The 17163-nt window shown below is 44.3% G+C and carries 18 protein-coding genes and 1 pseudogene; 12 read left to right on the forward strand and 7 right to left on the reverse strand.

Features of this window, described 5'->3' with window-relative positions:
- Window positions 1–711 (reverse strand): annotated as a pseudogene (locus tag H6S82_RS02705) (two-component sensor histidine kinase); the annotation flags it as partial.
- 438 nt (window positions 712–1149) lie between these two features.
- Between H6S82_RS02705 and H6S82_RS02715 the strand changes: the two are divergent.
- From H6S82_RS02715 to H6S82_RS02735, 5 genes are all read left to right on the forward strand, one after another.
- Window positions 1150–1845, forward strand: a complete 696-nt coding sequence (locus H6S82_RS02715; RefSeq protein ID WP_190466588.1) for a RibD family protein — start codon at window positions 1150–1152, stop codon at window positions 1843–1845.
- Window positions 1846–1895: 50 nt separating this feature from the next.
- Complete coding sequence (locus H6S82_RS02720; RefSeq protein ID WP_190466585.1) at window positions 1896–3104, forward strand: GNAT family N-acetyltransferase; 1209 nt, start codon at window positions 1896–1898, stop codon at window positions 3102–3104.
- Between the two features lie 181 nt (window positions 3105–3285).
- On the forward strand, window positions 3286–3765 hold the full coding sequence (locus H6S82_RS02725; RefSeq protein WP_242056790.1) for a helix-turn-helix domain-containing protein: 480 nt from the start codon (window positions 3286–3288) through the stop codon (window positions 3763–3765).
- Window positions 3740–3919, forward strand: coding sequence for a hypothetical protein (locus tag H6S82_RS02730; RefSeq protein WP_190466583.1), 180 nt, complete (start codon window positions 3740–3742; stop codon window positions 3917–3919). The genes H6S82_RS02725 and H6S82_RS02730 overlap by 26 nt, the downstream gene beginning before the upstream one ends.
- A 100-nt stretch (window positions 3920–4019) precedes the next feature.
- Complete coding sequence (locus tag H6S82_RS02735; RefSeq protein WP_190466580.1) at window positions 4020–4403, forward strand: DUF4346 domain-containing protein; 384 nt, start codon at window positions 4020–4022, stop codon at window positions 4401–4403.
- Here H6S82_RS02735 and H6S82_RS02740 read toward each other — a convergent pair.
- Window positions 4400–5125, reverse strand: coding sequence for a TPM domain-containing protein (locus tag H6S82_RS02740; RefSeq protein WP_190466577.1), 726 nt, complete (start codon window positions 5123–5125; stop codon window positions 4400–4402). The genes H6S82_RS02735 and H6S82_RS02740 overlap by 4 nt on opposite strands.
- 369 nt (window positions 5126–5494) lie before the next feature.
- Here H6S82_RS02740 and H6S82_RS02745 point away from each other — a divergent pair, with 369 nt between their 5' ends.
- The 4 genes from H6S82_RS02745 to H6S82_RS02760 all read left to right on the forward strand — a co-directional run bounded on the left by H6S82_RS02745 (window position 5495) and on the right by H6S82_RS02760 (window position 10151).
- Window positions 5495–7927 (forward strand): hypothetical protein, encoded by a 2433-nt coding sequence (locus tag H6S82_RS02745; RefSeq protein ID WP_190466575.1) that lies wholly within the window; start codon window positions 5495–5497, stop codon window positions 7925–7927.
- 427 nt (window positions 7928–8354) lie between these two features.
- Window positions 8355–9068 (forward strand): PEP-CTERM sorting domain-containing protein, encoded by a 714-nt coding sequence (locus H6S82_RS02750; RefSeq protein ID WP_190466571.1) that lies wholly within the window; start codon window positions 8355–8357, stop codon window positions 9066–9068.
- Window positions 9069–9148: 80 nt separating this feature from the next.
- Window positions 9149–9394 (forward strand): hypothetical protein, encoded by a 246-nt coding sequence (locus H6S82_RS02755; protein ID WP_190466568.1) that lies wholly within the window; start codon window positions 9149–9151, stop codon window positions 9392–9394.
- A gap of 142 nt (window positions 9395–9536) precedes the next feature.
- The gene (locus H6S82_RS02760; protein WP_190466564.1) at window positions 9537–10151 is read left to right on the forward strand and encodes a LuxR C-terminal-related transcriptional regulator; all 615 of its coding nucleotides are present in this window, start codon (window positions 9537–9539) and stop codon (window positions 10149–10151) included.
- Between the two features lie 22 nt (window positions 10152–10173).
- Here the strand turns inward: H6S82_RS02760 and H6S82_RS02765 are convergent, their stop codons facing one another.
- Entirely contained in the window at window positions 10174–10659 is a 486-nt protein-coding gene (locus H6S82_RS02765) for a DUF4168 domain-containing protein (RefSeq protein ID WP_190466561.1), read from the reverse strand.
- A 93-nt stretch (window positions 10660–10752) separates the two neighbouring features.
- A complete protein-coding gene (holA, locus tag H6S82_RS02770) occupies window positions 10753–11733 on the reverse strand; it encodes a DNA polymerase III subunit delta (RefSeq protein WP_190466558.1) in 981 nt (326 codons plus the stop codon).
- Between the two features lie 178 nt (window positions 11734–11911).
- On the opposite strand from holA, the gene H6S82_RS02775 reads away from it, so the two are divergent.
- From H6S82_RS02775 to cbiE, 3 genes are all read left to right on the forward strand, one after another.
- Window positions 11912–12694, forward strand: a complete 783-nt coding sequence (locus H6S82_RS02775) for a DUF1868 domain-containing protein (protein WP_190466555.1) — start codon at window positions 11912–11914, stop codon at window positions 12692–12694.
- A 61-nt stretch (window positions 12695–12755) separates the two neighbouring features.
- The gene (locus H6S82_RS02780) at window positions 12756–13406 is read left to right on the forward strand and encodes a cobalt-precorrin-8X methylmutase (protein ID WP_190466552.1); all 651 of its coding nucleotides are present in this window, start codon (window positions 12756–12758) and stop codon (window positions 13404–13406) included.
- Between the two features lie 101 nt (window positions 13407–13507).
- Entirely contained in the window at window positions 13508–14749 is a 1242-nt protein-coding gene (gene cbiE, locus H6S82_RS02785) for a precorrin-6y C5,15-methyltransferase (decarboxylating) subunit CbiE (RefSeq protein ID WP_190466549.1), read from the forward strand.
- An 80-nt stretch (window positions 14750–14829) separates the two neighbouring features.
- On the opposite strand, the gene H6S82_RS02790 is transcribed toward cbiE, so the two are convergent.
- From H6S82_RS02790 to H6S82_RS32945, 3 genes are all read right to left on the reverse strand, one after another.
- A complete protein-coding gene (locus tag H6S82_RS02790) occupies window positions 14830–16440 on the reverse strand; it encodes an AAA family ATPase (protein ID WP_190466544.1) in 1611 nt (536 codons plus the stop codon).
- Window positions 16441–16569: 129 nt separating this feature from the next.
- Window positions 16570–16950, reverse strand: a complete 381-nt coding sequence (locus H6S82_RS02795; RefSeq protein ID WP_190466541.1) for a hypothetical protein — start codon at window positions 16948–16950, stop codon at window positions 16570–16572.
- 3 nt (window positions 16951–16953) lie between these two features.
- Window positions 16954–17163, reverse strand: a 210-nt coding sequence (locus H6S82_RS32945) for a hypothetical protein (protein WP_206756844.1), incomplete at its 5' end; no start/stop codon positions are given.

The following is a 17163-nucleotide window of genomic DNA, read 5'->3' on the forward strand; positions in this document are numbered from 1 at the left end:
AATTATTACAGTATAGCCAGCAAGAGAACCCGGCTTATCCAGCTGTTGCTGATACAAAGTTGAGTGAATAGTTAAAGCGTTGCTAAGTGCCCCCGTGCTGTCATAAACAGGTGCTGTAAAAACCAATTCCACTTCCCCATTTGAATTTATTTGTGTATCCTGAGAGGCATCTGTTGGGGATTTTCTCGATCGCAGTGGAGTGGTAACGCGAACGAACGATCGATCTGCCAGCATTTGACTTTGCTGCTGCGGCCATAAATTAGCTTGAATTGAAGCGATCGCTCTATTTCCACAGGTACTCGCTACCACTTGACCCGTGGTCACGTTCCTAAGTTGAATGCACTCTATATTCGTCGGCAGTTCTTTTTTTAGCAAAGTGAAAAATTTTGCCACTTCCTGAGCCGATCCAGACTTTAAAACAACTGTTTCGCTAGCTGTAAGTAAGTTGGCCTCTAGCGCTTGAATTGACTCCTGAATTCTCTCACCTTTTCTGACCGCGCTTTCGGTTAAGTTTCGACGAGCGGTTTCCAACAGACTGGAGCGTGCTTTCTTATATATCACATACTGCCCCAACAGTAAAACTGGTATGCTCAGCAGCAAAATGCGGAATAGCAGGATGCGGCGAAAAGAAGTTTGACGTGGCTTAGCCATAAACTGCATTATGGGCATTCGCAGAATGGAAGGAACAGATAATTTACCTGGCTTAGCCATAGATAGTCTCTAACTCAAGATGCTTTAGATGCGAACCGCAAAAATCAGGAAGAATACACAGACTCGATCTATTTGGAGTATAAACAATTATATGAGCTTGCCGTAGAATGCTTGCTTCAAGCCGCCAGATATGGCCTTGGAAACGTCGGGAAGGGTGGGACAAGTGTGGGGTTTTATCGAGCGCATAAGTATTAATACTCAAATAAGGAACTCGATCGATGCGGCTGGGTATTTGATGCGATCTCGACATAGCCACACTCCGCAAAGTCCGATTTAGCAATGCACTCGATACCTTCACTAGCCAAATAACTGCCTTGTTCAATACCATTTGCAAAAAGGCAACCTAACAGAACAATTGCGCGATTCATTAGATTTATCAACGCCTGTGGTTATGGTTGTTTTAGAAGGATTGATAGCAGTGGGGATTCAGCGAGACAAATGTCTGTGGTTTTTGCGATCGATCGCCCTCACACTACTGTTGTTCTAGCTATGACTGCCGATGGCAAAATTACTGATGCCAAGGCGTCACCCGCACGCTTTGGTTCGCCAGCCGATAAAGCACATTTAGAAAAACAAATTGCTCTAGCTGATGCGGTAATATTTGGTGCCAGTACGCTACGCGCCTACGGAACAACACTGAGCGTTTCCAATCCCCAGCTACTCAAACAACGAGAACAGCAAAACAAACCGCCACAACCAGTACAAATTGTTTGTTCTCGTTCTGGAAAGATTGACCCGCAAATTCGTTTCTTTCGTCAGCCAGTACCTCGCTGGTTGCTCACGAGGGCTAGCAGCGCTCAGTTTTGGCAGGAACGCCCGGAATTTGAGCGAATTTTGGTTATCGAAACCCCAGAAGGCGGAATTGACTTTGTGGCAGCTTTTGGGCAAATGGCAGAATTGGGTTTGGCAAAATTGGCGGTTTTGGGTGGCGGCGAACTGGTGGCATCGTTGCTGGCGGCAAATTTAATTGATGAATTGTGGCTGACGGTTTGCCCGTTAATATTAGGAGGAGCAACTGCACCGACACCAGTCGAAGGGGCGGGATTTTCACAGGATTTGGCTCCTCGTCTCCAACTTTTAGCAGTTGAACGGGTTGAGGGGGAAGTATTTTTGCACTATCGCCTGCGAAGATAAAAAAATTGGATTAGGTTAAATGTTGCAATGCTCGACAAAGGCCGATCGCAATGGTAGAACAACTCAAGCCCCGCTATTCCGTAAACTGGATTAACCGCATCGACGAAATTCCCCAACAAGAGTGGGACGCCTTGGCAATGCCGCTGAATACCCCATTTCTGGAATGGGAATGGCTCAACAATATGGAAACTTCTGGCAGTGCAAAGGCGCAAACTGGATGGCTTCCCCAACATTTGACGGTATGGCGAGATAGACAACTGGTTGCCGCAGCTCCACTTTACGTCAAAGGTCACAGTTACGGCGAATTTGTCTTCGATCATCAGTGGGCAGATTTAGCTCAACGATTGGGAGTGCAGTATTACCCGAAACTCCTGGGAATGACGCCGTTAACCCCTGCCGAAGGATATCGCTTTTTAATTGCTCCCGGCGAGGATGAAGATGAGCTAACGGAATTAATGGTAGCGGCGATCGACCATTTTTGCGATCGCAACCGTATCTCCGGCTGCAATTTTCTCTATGTTGACCCCCAATGGCGACCCGTCATGGAACGCCACGGTTTCACCAGTTGGCTGCACCACAGCTATATTTGGCAAAACAAAGGTTTTAAGACTTTTGACGATTATTTGGCCGTTTTTAACGCCAATCAGCGCCGCAACATCAAAAGGGAACGCAAAGCTGTAACAGAAGCGGGTTTGCAACTCCACACAGTCACTGGTGAAGAAGTTACCAAGTCGCTACTCAGCCAGATGTACCATTTTTACAGCGACCATTGCGACAAGTTTGGCTGGTGGGGAAGCAAGTACCTCACAAAGCGATTTTTTGAACAACTTTATCCCAAATACCGACACCGAGTATTATTTATAGCCGCTTATAACGAAGCGCAAAATCCCCATCATCCGATCGGTATGTCTTTTTGTATCACCAAAGGCGATCGCCTGTTCGGACGCTACTGGGGTTCTGCCCAAGAAATTGACTGCCTGCATTTCGATGCTTGCTACTATACCCCAATTGAATGGGCGATCGCCCACGGCATCCAAACTTTTGACCCTGGCGCGGGCGGACGCCACAAAAAACGCCGTGGCTTTCCTGCCACCGCCAACCACAGTTTGCACCGCTTTTATCATCCTCGTCTGAGTCAAATTCTCCGTTCTTACATCAGCCAAGTCAATGAAATGGAGCAGCAGGAAATCGACGCCGTTAACCAGGATATACCTTTTAGCCGCCGCGAGCCTCAGCTTAACGCGGACTTAGAAACGTGATAATTTGGCTGATTTTTGTACTCTCGTAACCATCTGTTTTACTCACAAAGAGAGAGTGTTCGGTCTCCAGGGTTTTGTTTCTGCTTCATAAAGCTTAACTAATTCGCCTATACTTACTCAATTGTGATGCTACCATGCTTGTATGAGTAATTTAAGAAGATAGTTGAGGAATTGAGGGAAGTTGCTGTTAGGATTTAAGAGCAAGCTAAAATTAAATAACAAACAGCGCACTTTAGTTGCAAAGCACGCCGGGACAGCTAGACACGCATGGAATTGGGGTTTGGCTATTTGCCTGCAAGCTTTAGATTCTAAGGAAAAGTTACCAAGTGCAATTGACTTACATAAGCGTTTGGTAGCAGAAGTAAAATCAGCTAATCCCTGGTATTACGAAGTTTCCAAATGCGCTCCTCAAGAAGCGTTGAGAAATCTAAGTAAGGCTATTCAGGCATGGTTGAAAATGCCTGAAAGAGGCAAGCCAAAATTTAAAAAGAAAAATGTCAAAGATAGCTTTTACTTGGAAGGCTCCATTAAAATCAGTGGCAATCAAATTAAATTGCCCATTTTGGGATGGGTAAGATGCGGTGAAATCTTACCTACTGTCCTACCTAAAAATGTCACCATCTCTAAAAGGGCAAATGATTGGTACATTAGTTTGTGTTAATTTAGAACGCTGGCAACTGGATATTGATTATCCTTTAACCGTCAGTTCGACGGGGTTAGCCTGTGGAGAGTCACATCAACTTGATGGCATTGCCGTTAAGGATTCTGCGAAGCAGGAAGGGAACTTCAAGTCTACTTTGAGTAGGTTTGAGTAAGTTTCTTGGAACGGATTCTAAACTAGAAATAGACTGGTTTAACTGCTCGAAAGTGAATAACAATTAATTCTTAAGGCATCGACCAAATTTTTGAGTGCAAATGAATAAAACTGCTGAATCTCTTGCTGCAATTGATGACAATCTTTCTAAGCGCGATATCCAGCTCGATCCGGGCGGATATTTCATCATCTACTTGGATCGGGATGCTGGACTAATTTGTGCCAAGCATTACACCAATGTCATTGACGATCGCGGTTTAGCCGTTGACCCGGAAACCGGCAAAGTCATTCCCGCACGGGGGAAGGTGGAACGCACTAACACCACCTTGTATACGGGCAGAACCGCAAAGGAAATTTGCGTCAAAATTTTTGAGGAAACTCAGCCCACTCCAGTTACGCTTCTGGATCACGCCGCCTATCTGGGGCGAGAATTTGTCCGGGCTGAGATTGCTTTAATTACCGATAAAGAGTACGTTCAGGATTAAGAACCCATCGACTGATACCAGTAGTAAGTTGCCATTGGGATGACTGTGGCGGCAATTAACAACCCAATCACCCAGACAGTAGAACTGCCTTTGTCAGTTTCTGCTGCGGTTTTAAATGTGCGTTCCGCCCGCACGTTTTCTGTTACCTGCGGTGGGCCAGGATCGGGTTGACCGGACAATACGGCAACCAGACGAACTGTAGCGTCCTCCAAAGCTTGATTGTACTTGTCGCCTTGTCGCAGCGGCACTCCTACGGTTTCGGAAGCTATACTTTGGGCAATTTCATCGGACATGACGGATTTTACCTTGTCACCGATGCGAATTGCCGTGTTGTTGGTAACGGCATCGAGCGCCAACAAAATTTGATTGGTTTGCGCCTCTGGAGTGGGAAACCATTTGTCAAACAGCTGATTTGTAAAACTTTCGATGGTTACATCATAATCAAGGTGGCGAATCGTAACCATCCGCACTTCATACCCGGTTTTCTTGGCTAAATCCTCCAGAGAAGTGCTAAGCTCACCTTCAGTGAGGCGACTCAAAACTTCCGCCTTGTCGATCGCCCAAGTGTTCGAGCCTGCTGTGAGCGTCGGCATTTCATACAGACTTGTGGCAAAAGCGGGTGCGGCTACCAGTACGATCGCCGCCAATATCAACATCACCGATAATATCAGACCCAGGAGAGATTTTCTCCAGTTGTAAATTTGGTATGAGAGCTGTGTCATGGCACGAAATCAAAAACTGACTTTTCCAAAAAATACTATAGAAAGGGGGCAGACTTTCGCAGTATGCCTTAACAAATTCCCGCTTCTCGGTTAATCGATTTACCTTTTGACAAAGAATACTATGCTATAGTATTCTTTACTTTGTAGCAAGGCTACCAATTAAAGCCTGGACAACAATGAGGGAGAAGAGGGAGAAAGTAGGGGATCGGGTTCCTTGTGCTGAGGCAATCTCTTTGTCAGCGAAAAAAAGTAACTCTTCCTTGCCCTTAGCAAAAAACCCCCTCTGCAACAATGTTTTACTCAGTAGTCCGCACTCCTACCTAAAAATTGCCAAAAATATAAAAATACAAGGAGAAAAAAGGAGAAAAAATGAAACTTTTAACCATTGATACCAAAAATAATTCCTACTTTATCGAACCTAACGAAATGACCCGTTTGCAACAAAATGTTGCAAGTTCTTTTACTTTGGAAAAAGGTACTTTTGATATAAAAATTGCCAGCGGTCGTTATACTTACGCTCAGAGCAAAACAGAAGGCGAACCTTTGGTTTTCCTTTGGATATCTGGACTTGATGGTAGTACATTTATCAACAAAAACACAGGCGCTGAAACAAGCGCTGCGTGGACAATCCTAAACGGCTATAAAAATAACTTACAGTTAGAAGTCAAAGAAAAGACTGTTATATGTGCTTTATTCTTTGACGTAAGTAATAGCAAAAACAAAGGCTCTGTCAACCTTTTAATTAGCAGCAACAAAGGCAAATTTAATACTAAAGTTATCACAGTTGATAGTAAGAAAAACTGTTATGAATTTGATGAAAATAAATTGTCGCTATTGAAGCGATCGGATAACAACTTCCTGGAATTAGAGCCGGGAAATTATAAGATAAAAATTCGCGAAAGCAATGCTAAGTATTGGTATTTTGAACAAAAATTTATCCTAGAGCCTTGGGCTTTACTCTGGATTAAAGGAGGGAAATTTGTTTCTAAGCTTACAGGTATTGAAGTTGACGAAACTTGGTGTTCGCTCAACGGCTTACAAGACGAATTCATCCTAGAAGTCAAAGAAAAAACCACTATTTTAGGGTTGTTCTTTGATAGCTACCAAGAAGAGAACAAAGGGCAAGTTGTTCTAGAAATTAACACAGTCAGCGAGACTGAAGTAAAGGAAAAGTACAAAGCTCAAGGAGTGGAAGTAACAGTAATGACTGACAGCAATATCAATGAAAGCAATGTCACTGTTGTAAACACTGGTGCCGCCGGTAGCAGTGGAGGATACAGCTTCAGCACTGGCAAGAGTTTCAGCTTCAGCTTTGATGAAGAGCAGATGGAGAAAATGTGGCAAGAAATGGCAGCCAGGATCGAAACTTCAGTAAGCGTAACCGATGAAAAAGATGAAAATAAACAAGCTTACTGGGACAACCTGGAAAAATCCATCCTTAAAGGCTATCAAAGCCAAGCTAAGAAACTTGCCATGCAGGTAGCAAGGCTTGAGTTTATGATGAAGACTCTCATCCAACAAACTGAGGTAACTTTCAACGATAATTTCCAAGCTTGGTCTGGTTACTTTAACAAGAACCTCAATGACTTGTTTATTAGCAGAATTCCCAGAATAGTTAGCGACCAGGTTAATCTAACCATTGCCGAACAAACCCAAGACGTAAAGAATTTAGTAGTTCAACAGATGCAAACAGAACTCAACGAGCGCGTTGAGTCTCTACTTAATCTGAGAATCAACAATTTAACTCAAGAGATTAAGGCTTCAGTCGTTCAAGAAATGCAAGCCGAACTGGATCAACGTATTGAAAATGTCGTGAACGTCAGAATTGCCGATCGATCTCAAGAGGTTAACACTCAAATTGTTAACGAAATCGCAACTGACATTGACCAGCGCATCGATAATGTGGTTAATGTCAAAATTGCCAATAAATCTCAAGAAATCGTTAATCAAGTAATTCAGCAGATCCAATTTGACATCGATCAGCGCGTTGATAACGTCGTCAGCCTGAAAATTGCAGATCAAACGCACGATGTTAAAAATCTTGTGATTCAGCAAATGCAAAACTACATTGAGGAACGTATTGACAATGTAGTTAACATCAAAATAGCTAATCAAGGCCAAGAAATTAGCACTCAAGTTATTCACCAGATCCAAAGCAACATCGATAAGCGGATTGATGCGGTAGTTAACATCAAGATTGCCAATCAAAACCAAACCATTAAGAATCTGGTAGTCAAACAGATTGAAGCTGATTTCGATCAACGGATCAAAGCAGTCATTAACCAATCTACAGATAACAAGGTGCAGTTATTGGTTAATAATGTCGTCAAAGATCTGGATAATCGCATCAATGTCAACTTAGATAATAAAATTCTCAATTTCCGCAATGAAGTCTCTGGCATGGTTAAGAATGAGGTTAACCAAAACTTCGCAGACTATCTCAAGACGACGATTTTAGCAGACATCAAAAAACAGCAATTTTACATTGATATGCAGTCAATCAAAGCTGAGGTGGAGAACTTCTACGCTCGGTTAGGACAGTTTGAAACTCAGTTATATTTGCGTGTTGAGCAGGGAGATACCCAACTTTATAATTGGACTCTCGAACAACTTATTGCACTCCAAGGTTGCTTAACCGATCGTCAAGCTCTGGTTGAGATGTTTGAGACCTTTGCCAGAAACCTTAAAGACGAACTCAATGGTGCTGAATGCGTTCATCCCAGTCGCTTTACCCCTTGGGTAAGAAGAACTTCCCAACCGCAACTTGAGCCTAAGCAACCTCAGCAACTGCCAAACGGTTAATTATACCTACTACTGCTCTCTTCCGCAGCAAGCGGAAGGGAGCGCTCGTCAGGTGGCGAAAATGTAGATTTTCTGGGCTGATTAAATCTTATAACTCACCATACAAATTATCTAAGTAAAATTACGCAGTTTAGAATTGTGGCGCACACAATAACTTAATATTTCAGTGATTTTAATGAAGAATTGGTAAAGTTAGGGATTTTCATTAGACAGTAATTTCCCTGATATATACGCTGTTATACGTAGACTAACAAAGTTTTTAGTTGAATGGCACTAAGTTTAGCTGGGACAGGAGGCTCTGCTTCGCTTAATTCAGTGCCATTCTACTTACGTGGGCTAAAAATGCCTTTTCCGTCAGGTTGAGACGACCGATTCGCTATCGCTTTTGGCAAGCTTTTGCTGTTGAATCCGAGAGGTTATAACTAATATGAAAAAAACTTTTTGGTCAGGACTTGCATCCTCCTTTTTAACCGCCGTCGGTCTGACGATCGCATCTTCCGGCTTCTCGACCGCCAATGCCGCTTCCATGACTTTCCATGCTTATCCTTTCTTGGGGGATTCATCCGAGGTGAAAATTACCCTGGATGACGAAATTGCTGGCGCTGGCAAAGTTCAATTTAAAGTAGATGTTGTGCCAAACCCATTTATCGGTGACATACGGGGAGTTTTCTTCAATATTCTGAATAACTCGCTGCTCAAAGATGTGGTTATTATAGGTTCGGACATAACGGAAGTTGTTAAACGTCCTGGAGATGTTGCCGCTACCAGTAATGGTAGTAGCATCATGTACGAAGGCAGATTCGATATTGGGGTGCAAATTGGCACACCCAATCGAGTTCAGGACGATATTCAATCGACTGTATTTACCCTATCTCACCCCAACGTCGCTTTAGATATCGCTCAGTTTACGACCGAAACCGATCCTGTAACCAATCAGGGCCCAAAGGCGCTGCTGTTTGGAGTAGATTTGAGAAGCATCGGAACGGTTAATGGCCCTCGTAGCGGGCTTAGCAAACTGGGTGCAGGTGTAGATGATAAGGTAACAGTTCCCGAACCTGCCACCGCAGTAGCTTTAGGTTTGGTTGCGATCGTCGGGTTCGGACTGCACAAACAAAAGAAAAAGCAACAAGCCGAAACTTGAACAAAAGTGCGATCTCGACAAATGGAGAATAGGGGGTTGGAAGCTGACTTGCAATTCTAAGCCCTATATTTTTGCCTAATTTGACCGAAAAAAAGGACTTTCCAGCCTCCCAGTTCCAGGGGAATCATCAAAAAATCGATCTGAATTTCAAGCGCCGTGCGATCGTTACCCAGCCAATCCTCTCATCCAAAATCCTTGCATCGGGTGACTGCGAAATCATCTTTCCAGATGGACAGTTGCTAAATTGGTTACCAGCCCAAGCAAAAACAAGCGCGAAATCCCAGCGATCGGCAGTAACTCTGGGAGCGGATATGAAAGTGTCATAGGGTAAGTATATTCACGAGTCCGGGTGATTTGTAATTTAACTAAATCCATTATCAAGGAATAACGGGTAAGTAGTAACACTGGGGTGCATTTCTCAAACGACCATCTGTCCTGTGTGTCTCAAGGAAATTGATGAGGTTAGCAATGAAAGCTTTGACAACTGCCCCAGCAATACCAAATATTCCAGCAAAACAGTCAAAAATTGCTTTTTTACAGAATATCGAGACTTCTTACTTTTTAAAAGGAGTGTTGGAAGGGTTTATTGACGGTATTTTGATTTTAACAGAGCAAGGGGAATTGCTACACGCAAATCAAACTGCTACAAAGATTTGCGATCGACTTCGCAAAGTCAGCGACAAACACAACTTGGTGCCAGAGGAAATTTGGCGTGTTTGCCAGTCCCTGATCGAGAGTCGCGATTTATTTCCGGATCGAAAAATGACGATCGAGTCGGAAATCTCCAAGGGAGACTCGATCGATTTTCGTGTGCGAGTGAGATGGCTGAAGTTAGAGCAAATTGAGCGTCCTTGCTTGTTGGTCACTCTGGAAGATCGTCATCAGTCCCTCCAGAGGATAGTAATTAACGATGCCTACCTATACAATTTAACGCCTCGCGAAGGCGAGGTTTGGTTACTTTATCGAGCTAATTACTCCTATAAGGAGATTGCAGATAAACTGTATATTACGCTGAATACCGTCAAGAAGCACATGAAGAATATTCATGCCAAGCGAAAGGCTTTCTCCGATTTAGAAATGTAGACATTTGACGAGTTATATGCTATTAGCGAGATTGCAGTCGCAGCAATTCGCGATCGATGCGTTGCTTGAGCGTCGGATCGGAATTTTGGCCATCGCGAATCTCAAGGAAGCGCCCAACGGAAAATTGATTTGCTTGGATAGTCTGTCGGGAAAAATCGCAGAACTGTTTCACTTCATCCCGGATATTCGCAGGGAGAGATTCCACTTTTTCTGGCGGATAGCAGTTAATATCGGGAACGTTTCCACCAGTTCTAGCTTTAATTTCTTCAACGACAGCTTGACGCCTTTTTTCAATTGCAAAGCCAGCACGAGCAAACCTGCTCACTTCATCATCGCTTACCGCTTGCGCTGTAGCCGCAGAACTGAACATCAGAGTCGGGGTACTGGCAGACAGATCGGGAGTTACTGAGCAGAGCAAACCCAGCGTCGAGAGCAAAGCCACAACGATCGATTTGGATAGCATCCGGTTCGGGTAAAGTCGAGAAATTTCAACAGAGGAGTTCGTCATGGTTGGATGAGTTCGACAACTAGCGCACTGATGGTTTCAATTGTTTTGAACTATTTTCGGGCTGTGAAGTTCCACCATTCGGGTGATGACCGACTACTTACAGATGTGACAGAGTTGTACCACTGCAGTTTGCAGGGCCGCCGTTGGCTCTGCCCCTTGCTTGAGGCTAACTTCCAAATCTAACAGTACGGGTAAAGTCTCAGAAAGTTTTTGCAAGCTAACAGATCTGACCTCTTGTTGCAGAAAGTGAATGCGTTTGGGGTTGCTGACTTCTGCGGCGGCGGCGATCGCTTTTTCATCGCGCACCCCTGCATCCATCATCAGTCTCACCCATAACCAAGTGCGAAATAGTCCGATCGCAGTCGCCACAATTCTTAAAGCTGGCTCGTTGCGATTAATCAAATCGGCGACTAACCCCAACGCTTTGGCTGCATCGCCACTACGAATAGCAGCGACTAATTTCAAGCTATTTTGGGTGTTAGCGGTCACCAGTCCAGCTATAGTATCGGCATTGAGCGGTTGTTCGACACCCGCTCCGAACATCTGCAATTTTTTCAATTCGCCAAATAGTAGCCGCGTATCGTTACCAACAGACTCCGCCAACAATTCGATCGCATCTTCGGTTAGCTTCACCCCAACCTCTTGTGCAGCTTCTCTGACTTGCTGTCCGATTTGGTCTGTCTTCCAAGGCGGAATCGGCGAAAACTCGCGGCTATCAGCGTATTTTTGGACTAGCTTGGTAGACTTAAGTCTGCCATCCGGTTTGTTGCGGCTTGTGATCAAGAGAACGGAAGATTCCGGTATCACGGGCAAAGTGCGCTCCAGTTCCGCCAACAAGTCTTCCGAACAGTGCTGGAACAGAGTCGGATCTACCAACCAGACCAAACGCCGACCCGCCCCAAAAGTCGGCGTCATGGCTAGATTTAAAGCCTGGATCGCTGCATCTGGTTGTTCGGGAGATATTTTGTCATAGTTAAAACTAGCCCATTGGGGATCGAGTACAGATTTCCGTAACTTGGTAACAGCTTGTTCGAGCGCGAAATCATCCTCACCCCAGTAGAGGTAAATTGGCATAAAGAGTACGTTGATCCTTGGTCATCGGTCATCGGTCATCGGTCATCGGTCTTGTCATCAGTCAGCGGTCGTAAAAAAACAACTAACAACTGACAACTGACAACTGATAACTGACAACTGACAATAACTCTGACAGCTACCTAAAATCTATCCCAGTTAATACGCGAGGCTATCAAGGTTGGACGAGAATTATCAAACTTACTTAAATCGGGTGGCACGGATGATGCTACCGGAAACTTACAGAACCCAAGTACAATACATTCAGGAATCGCCAAAGTTTAAGCCGCTTCCAGAGGGTGGATTCCAGGCTGTTTCGTTTCCCGGTTATACGACGATCACCCCGCCTTCAGAGGAAGATTCGGAAAATATTGCTTTTTATACACACTTAAAGGATTGCCAAGAGCAACTTTTGCAGGAATTAGACCCAGGTCTGTTGGTCGCAGTGCCGCCCGCAAGCTTTCATTTAACTTTAGCAGACTTAATATGGGACGGTGCTTACCGGGACGCGAACGAAAATCCTGACTTTCAGGTGCAGTTGCGGCATACGATCGGACAAATCTTTCAGCACTCCCAACCCGTAGTGGGTGGAGGAATTCCGATTCGATGGCAGTTGCTGGGGTTGATGTTGATGCCCAGAGCGCTGGCAGTTTATTTGTTGCCGGCAGATGAGTCATCTTACGATCGCATTGTCAAACTCCGCCAAGCGATGTATCAAAATCGCGATTTGATCGCTTTGGGAATCGAACAGCAGTACCATTTTACAGCCCATGTCACTCTGGCCTATTTTGGCGAGGTATCCCCCGATCTAGACCGCGATCGTCTCAGCACTACTCTTTCTCAATTCAATCGGCGATGGCTGGAAAATCCCCCAGAACTTGTCGTCAAAAGAGCTGAACTGCGGAAGTTCGATGATATGACGCGCTACTACCGCGAAGCTGACTGGCCAGTACTCGAATTTTAGATTTTAAATTTGAGATTTTAGTTTACAATCCAAAATCTAAAATCCAAAATCTAAAATTCCTATGAGTTTGCCGATCCATCCCATTATGGAGCAAAGTTTTGCGGTAATTGACCGCGAAATCGGCTCCCATAACTTTAATCCAGCCGAATATGCGATCGTGCGGCGGGTAATCCACAGCTCGGCTGACTTTGAGTTCAAACATCTGATCCGCTTCAGTCCGGAAGCAATTGCAGCGGGAATTGCCGCTATCCGCAGTCGCGTGCCGATCGTTACAGATGTGGGGATGGTCAAACAAGGGGTTGCCGGGTTGGTAGGCCAAACTTTTGGCAATCCCCTCATTAGTGCGGTGGAAAAGGCAAAGGAAGCTCTGCCGGGAAAAACGCGCACGGAAACGGGCTTATTGCAATGCTGGCAGGAATTTCCAGCAGCGATTTTTGCGATCGGCAATGCCCCGACTGCTTTATTGGCTCTTTGTACTGAGTTGCGATCGACATCGATACAACCAGCTTTGGTCATAGGAGCCCCTGTCGGCTTCATCTCTGTGGTAGAGTCAAAAGCGGTACTTGCACAAACGCCAGTACCTCAGATTCGGATCGAGGGTCGTAAGGGTGGCTCGACCGTTACTGCCGCGATCGTGAATGCTTTAATCGTACTAGCTTGGGAGCAAGAGAGCAGCGGAATAGAAAATTTTCAATTTTCAATTTCCGATTGAAAGAGAGCGATCTCATCTGTGTTCATCTGTGTTCATCTGTGGTTAAATTCAAACTAACGATAATACCGGACAAAATATCAAATGCAAAAAACCAAATTGAAATGACGGTGCATATTGTTGGCATTGGCTTAGATGGCGCAGCTGGACTGACAGAAACAGTACGACAAATTGTAGATCGGGCGACGGTGCTGGTGGGAAGCGATCGCCACCTCAGTTATTTTTCCCATCATGCCGCCGATCGCATTCTACTGGGCGATTTCACGGTCACAATTCGTCAAATTCGCCAGCGCCTCTCTACTGGCGAAGTTATTGTAGTTTTGGTTACAGGAGACCCGTTATTTTTTGGTTTGGGGCGTCTGCTGTTGATGGAACTGCCGACAGAACTGCTCAGTTTTCATCCTCATCTCAGTTCTATTCAATTAGCTTTCAACCGCATTAAAGTTCCCTGGCAAGATGCTTGCGCCATTAGCGTTCACGGACGCGCTTTTGACGAGCTTATCCTAGCTTTGCAGCAAGGTGTGGAGAAAGTAGCGGTGCTGACGGATGATTCTCACAGTCCTAGTGCGATCGCTCGTCTTTTGCTATCTTTAGATTTACCCAGCCAATACCAATTCTGGATCTGCGAAAATTTGGGCGGTGTGGATGAACGAGTGCGGTGTTTGCCGATCGCAGATGTGTTAGAGGAAACATTTGCACCGCTGAATGTGGTGGTTTTACATCGTCAAAAGGAATTAACTGCCGGAGAGTTGAATTTACAAAGCTTACCGATGCTGGGATTGCCGGATTCTAGTTTTGCCAGTTTTAGCGATCGTCCGGGCTTGATGACCAAGCGAGAAATTCGTACCCTCATTTTAGCAGAACTAGCTTTACAACCGGGGCAAACAATTTGGGATGTCGGAGCGGGGACAGGCTCTGTATCGATCGAGATTGCTCGCTTATTTCCTACTTCTTCAGTGTATGCTGTTGAAAAAACATCTGCTGGCACAGCACTGATTGAGGAAAATTGCCGACGATTTCAGGTCAGCAATGTCATTTCCATTCACGGCAAAGCACCTGATATTTTGTATCGTTTAGCGCAGCCCGATCGCATTTTTATCGGTGGTAGCGGCGGTAATTTAATTGAGATTTTGGGTATCTGCGGGGGTCACCTAATTTCTGATGGCGTATTGGTGTTGGCTTTAGCTACTATAGAACATTTGAATATAGCTCTCAAATGGCTGAGCGATACTGGTTGGAATTACCAGTTGTTGCAAGTGCAGCTATCGCGATCGGTGTCTGTAGGATCTTTGACTCGGTTTGCCCCTTTAAATCCCGTCACGATTATAACGGCTAGAAAAAAATGAAGTATTCTATAATTATACCCAAGCGTTCGACACCGCATTGGTACTTGCTGCGCTCGGTTTAACCCACGAACGCTGGACAATCAATTATTAACCTTCAAACTTTCCCAGAAACCTACTTCTATTACCGAAGCAGCTTTTCCTCCTCCTTCTTCTAAATGTTGGCGATAATTTTGCAATAATTCCTGCATTTTCTGAGTGCGATACTGAGGAGATATTTCTCTTAAAGCTTGTCGCCAGTGACTATCTGTGGGTGGCTTGCCAAAACCAGCTAAATATTTGGCTTCTTTTACCAGTTTATCCAATTCTGCACCGGAAAATCCCTTGCTATTTTCTACTAAAAATGTTAGTGTATTTGCAGGTATAGGTGGCAGTTTGTAGGCAGCAGCGCGTTTGACAATAATTTCGCGACGTTCTTCTGTATTGGGTGGCATAATAATAAAAATTTCGTCAAATCTGCCAGCGCGAAATAGTTCGGCTGGTAGTTCTTTTCTATTATTAGAAGTAGCGATAAAAAAGATAGGGTATTGATGTTCGTTGAGCCAAGATAGAAAAGTGCCGAATTGTCTGGTATCGCCACCTATTCCAGCGAAGGCTTTTTCGATTTCATCCATAAATAGGATATTGGGTGCAGAAGCTTCGATCGCTCTTAATGCTTGGAAGGTATTACTTTCTGATTCGCCTACCCATTTTGACTGCAATCGAGATATTTCAAAGTTGATTTGGGGAACGCGCCACTGTTGTGCGATCGCTCTAGCAATGAAAGTTTTTCCACAGCCGGGATATCCTTCTAATAGTATAGCACGCGGTCGCATTTGTGGGTGAACATCTTGCTCGAACCATTGTTGGCGAGTTACGATCCAATCTTTAATTTTTTGCAATCCACCTACTTCATTTAATCCCTGTCCTTGCGGGTCGAAATATTCCAAAACTCCTGTTTTGCTGATTTCTTGTTTCTTCACTTCTAAGATTAATTCTCCTGCTTGACTGGGATATTCCCAAAGATTTCTGGTAGTAATTAATTTAGCAGTTTGGCTAGCAGCTTGCAATGGCATTCCTTGCGCTTGTTCTGCGAGGCGTCTGGCTTCTTCATCGGGGAGATTATATTTGGAAACGGCGACTCTAAATACATTTTGATATAATTCTTCACCGCTGGGGAGGGGTAAGTCTAAAATGTGAATGCTGTTGCGAAGAATAGGGGGGATTTGCCAATCGGAACCGATGACAATTAAACTCATTCTAGGGCGGGGTCTTTTTTGGTCGATCGCGATGATTAATTCTTTTAATTGTCGCGCTAAAAGATGAGAATTGGGCTGGACAAAGATTGACCAATCTGGTAAGATATAAGTATGTTGGTTGGGAAAATTTTCGATCGCTTGTTTTTCTAATATTTCTGCTAAGAAATTGAGAGCGTGCTGGATGGGATCGGTTTTAGTTGGGAGGGGAGAAGAGATGATTTCCCAAACAGCTTTTCCCGGTTCTCCGGTACGTTTTTGGAAACCATTATTGCTGCTCCATCTGGCTAATTCGCCATCGGGTATATCGGCGGAATAGGTAAGGGATTGATGAGATGCGATCGCGCAATTTACTGCTCTCGTTTCTTCAGCGGAACGGAGGAAAATTAGAGGATATTGGGAACGGAGTAAATCTTCTAATTCTTGTTGGCATTTTTGGTAGGGAAGTGGGGGTTGCATTATGAGTAATAGGATTTTTTTTACCGCAGATGAAGACAGATGAACGCAGATGTAATTAAGATTTCTTAGGTACGTAGTTGCGCTTTAGCACTAAAGCGCAACTACGTACCTAGAATAATACAAATTGGGTTAAAATTCGGCTTGATTGGTATCACTTTCATAAGATATGCTGGGAGATGATTTAGGTGTATAATTAAAGATGTCGCTAGGTTTAGAATTGGGGGGAATGGGAGTTGGGGGAGGGGTCATCGCATCTGGGGGTAAATCGAGTGCGATCGCGCTATATTTCCTTCCTTCTTTGATATCGCCAATCCATTCATCGATCAATTTTTTAAACTGCGCGTCTTCAATTTGATAGATACCTTGTTCTTGGAGACATTGGCGCAAAAGAGATTGGTGTTTTTCTAAGCGAAAATAGTCTTCGGGATAGTCTTCGTGAGTACCCGTCAGTGTAACAGGTAATCGGATTTCTTGATGGGTAATTTTGATAACGGCGACGTATTCTGGCATTTTTTAGGAGTTTAAGTTGCGAAAAGAAGAATCTTTCAATTGCTTGCTCCACCATATAAATGGTATCATGGTTCCTAACCCTAATATCAGAATACTTCCCAGAATGGGTAAGCGTTCTGGTAAAGGGAGAGCGATATAATCAAAAGTATCTAAGCGGTAAGGTTTTGGATCGGATTTAACATTTCTTAAACCGCGATAAGGTGAGTTTACTGA

Origin of the sequence: Planktothrix sp. FACHB-1355, assembly GCF_014748295.1 — a bacterium.
Lineage (GTDB): Bacteria > Cyanobacteriota > Cyanobacteriia > Cyanobacteriales > Aerosakkonemataceae > Aerosakkonema > Aerosakkonema funiforme_A.

Coding starts and splice junctions, on each gene's coding strand:
- H6S82_RS02745 (WP_190466575.1), top strand. CDS start 5,495: ATGAAACTTTTAACCATTGATACCAAAAATAATTCCTACTTTATCGAA.
- H6S82_RS02735 (WP_190466580.1), top strand. CDS start 4,020: ATGAATAAAACTGCTGAATCTCTTGCTGCAATTGATGACAATCTTTCT.
- H6S82_RS02790 (WP_190466544.1), bottom strand. CDS start 16,440: ATGCAACCCCCACTTCCCTACCAAAAATGCCAACAAGAATTAGAAGAT.
- H6S82_RS02780 (WP_190466552.1), top strand. CDS start 12,756: ATGAGTTTGCCGATCCATCCCATTATGGAGCAAAGTTTTGCGGTAATT.
- H6S82_RS02730 (WP_190466583.1), top strand. CDS start 3,740: ATGATTGGTACATTAGTTTGTGTTAATTTAGAACGCTGGCAACTGGAT.
- H6S82_RS02720 (WP_190466585.1), top strand. CDS start 1,896: ATGGTAGAACAACTCAAGCCCCGCTATTCCGTAAACTGGATTAACCGC.
- cbiE (WP_190466549.1), top strand. CDS start 13,508: ATGACGGTGCATATTGTTGGCATTGGCTTAGATGGCGCAGCTGGACTG.
- H6S82_RS02765 (WP_190466561.1), bottom strand. CDS start 10,659: ATGACGAACTCCTCTGTTGAAATTTCTCGACTTTACCCGAACCGGATG.
- H6S82_RS02795 (WP_190466541.1), bottom strand. CDS start 16,950: ATGCCAGAATACGTCGCCGTTATCAAAATTACCCATCAAGAAATCCGA.
- H6S82_RS02750 (WP_190466571.1), top strand. CDS start 8,355: ATGAAAAAAACTTTTTGGTCAGGACTTGCATCCTCCTTTTTAACCGCC.
- H6S82_RS02760 (WP_190466564.1), top strand. CDS start 9,537: ATGAAAGCTTTGACAACTGCCCCAGCAATACCAAATATTCCAGCAAAA.
- H6S82_RS02715 (WP_190466588.1), top strand. CDS start 1,150: ATGTCTGTGGTTTTTGCGATCGATCGCCCTCACACTACTGTTGTTCTA.
- H6S82_RS02740 (WP_190466577.1), bottom strand. CDS start 5,125: ATGACACAGCTCTCATACCAAATTTACAACTGGAGAAAATCTCTCCTG.
- holA (WP_190466558.1), bottom strand. CDS start 11,733: ATGCCAATTTACCTCTACTGGGGTGAGGATGATTTCGCGCTCGAACAA.